We start from the raw sequence: 2,081 nt of genomic DNA on the forward strand, positions 1-2,081 counted from the left end.
GCCGCGTGCCCGTTCGGGTGGCCGGGTGCAGCAGCAGCCACAGCACGCCGATCACGGCGGCCAGCGCGAAGCTCTGCTTCACGAACACGGCGCAGCCGAGCAGCACCAGGCCGCCGCGGCGGGCGAGGGCGCGGCCGGTGCGGAGGCCGGAGTCCAGCGCCCAGGCGCCGCACGCGGTGAGCGCGATGCCGTCGACGGTGTGCCAGGCCATCAGCGGGAAGGCGTTGAGGTTGATCAGCGACGCGGCCGCGACCATCGCCGTCATGCCGGGGCCCCAGTCCAGCACCCGGCGGCGGGTGACGAGCGCGGCGAACGCGATCGTCGCCACGATGATCTCGATCATCGAGAGGAAGCTCGACCCGAAGAACAACGGCATCGGGAGCGCGAAGTCGGCGACGTGCAGCACGGCGGACCCGAGCGGGCGCGCGGAGATGATGTCGGCGTGCGGGACTTCGCCGTGCAGCACGCGCCACGCCTGCGCGAGGATGAAGCCCTGGTCGGAGGGGTGGAACCCGAAGCGGCCGACGCGCAGTTCGGTCGCGAGGGCGAGCAGCACGACCCAGCCGGCGTGGACGGCCCAGCGCAGCACCGGCCGCGCGGCCTCCGGGGGCGCGGGCTCCGCGGCGGCGTGCGCAGGACTCGCGACGTCCACGCCTCGCCCGCCTTCCGCTCCCGATCACACCCGGGAGCGATGGTACTGGCCGGTCTCCGCCTCCGCCGACGCCCGCATGCAGTGAATGACTCATTCATGTCGTCGGACGACATGAATGAGTCATTCACTACGTTCGTTCCCGCGCCGCTCCGGCGCGGGGTTCACCCGAAGGTGGGCCGCGCGGTGCCGATCTCGGCTGTCTCCCCAGTGGTGATTTCCGGCATTTCGAACTCCCCAGTTCACGCCCGCACCGATGTGCGGGACTCGCGCGAGGGTAGAAGTACCGTCGCCGCCGTGCCAGCGTTTCGGCGGAATTCGCGGGGATCAGGCACGACGGCGCCAGATCGAGCGGGTCACCGCCGCCGCGACCGACGCCGGCGCGGGGCGGCGGGGCAGGTCGCGGGCTTCCGGCGCAGACTCCCGCATCGCCGAGTACGCGAGGTGCGCGGTGAAGCGGGCGAGCCGCGGCGCGACGAGCGTCGCCAGCTCGGCCGCGCGGCCTTCGGGCAGGCTGAGGACCTCCGGCCGCTCCTCGCACGCCTTGACGACCAGGGCCGCCGCGCGTTCCGGGCTGCTCGACGGGAGCCCGCGGTAGCCGGTCGGCGCGATCATCGGCGTCCGCACCAGCGGCATCCGCACCGACGTGAACGTCACGCCGTCCGAGAGCGTCTCGCGCCCGGCCGCCAGCCCGAACTCCTCCAGCGCCGCCTTCGACGCCAGGTACGCGGAGAAACGCGGGGTGTCGGTCTGCAGGCCCTGGGTCGTCACGTTGACGACGTGGCCGAACCGGCGCTCCGCCATCGACGGCAGGAACCCGAGGATCAGCCGCACCGGGCCGAAGTAGTTGATCGCCATCGTGCGCTCGAAGTCGTGGAACCGTTCGGTGGACAGCGCGACCGAGCGCCGGATCGACCGGCCCGCGTTGTTCACCAGCACGTCCACCGCGCCGTGCTCGCCGAGGACGTCCTTGACCAGCGCGTCGACCGCGTCGCCGTCGGTGAGGTCACAGGGGTGCGTCGCCGCGGTGCCGCCCGCGGCGACGATCTCCTCGCGCACCTCTTCGAGTTCCGACGCGCGCCGCGCCACGAGGATCACCTTCGCGCCCTTGCGCGCCACGGCCAGCGCCGACGCCCGGCCGATCCCGGACGACGCGCCGGTGATCAGCACCGTCCGCCCGGCCAGGCCGTGGGCGCGGCGGGCGCGGTCGGGGTCGAGGTGGTTCTGCCAGTACCGGTAGAGCGGCGCCGCGTAGTCGCGCAGTTCCGGAAGTTCCACGCCGCTGCCGAACAACGCCGTCGTGGTGCGCGCGGTGTCGAACTCGACCGGCGTGCTCAGGTGCGGCAGCACTTCCAGCGGGACACCCAGCTCTTCGAGGACGGCGGCCCGCGTCGCCCGGCCGCCGGGCAGGCGGTCGATCCCGGCTGCGGCG

1 protein-coding gene and 1 pseudogene are annotated in these 2,081 nt (G+C 73.3%); both read right to left on the minus strand.

Annotation, left to right across the window (positions count from 1 at the left end; translation table 11 throughout):
• Nucleotides 1-652: pseudogene (locus G3I65_RS13500) on the minus strand (hypothetical protein); the annotation flags it as partial.
• 324 nt (nt 653-976) lie between these two features.
• A partial coding sequence (locus G3I65_RS13505; RefSeq protein ID WP_160696409.1) for an SDR family NAD(P)-dependent oxidoreductase occupies nt 977-2,081 on the minus strand: 1,105 nt, incomplete at its 5' end.

This window comes from Amycolatopsis sp. SID8362 (genome assembly GCF_010550475.1).
Taxonomy (GTDB): Bacteria; Actinomycetota; Actinomycetes; order Mycobacteriales; family Pseudonocardiaceae; genus Amycolatopsis; species Amycolatopsis eburnea.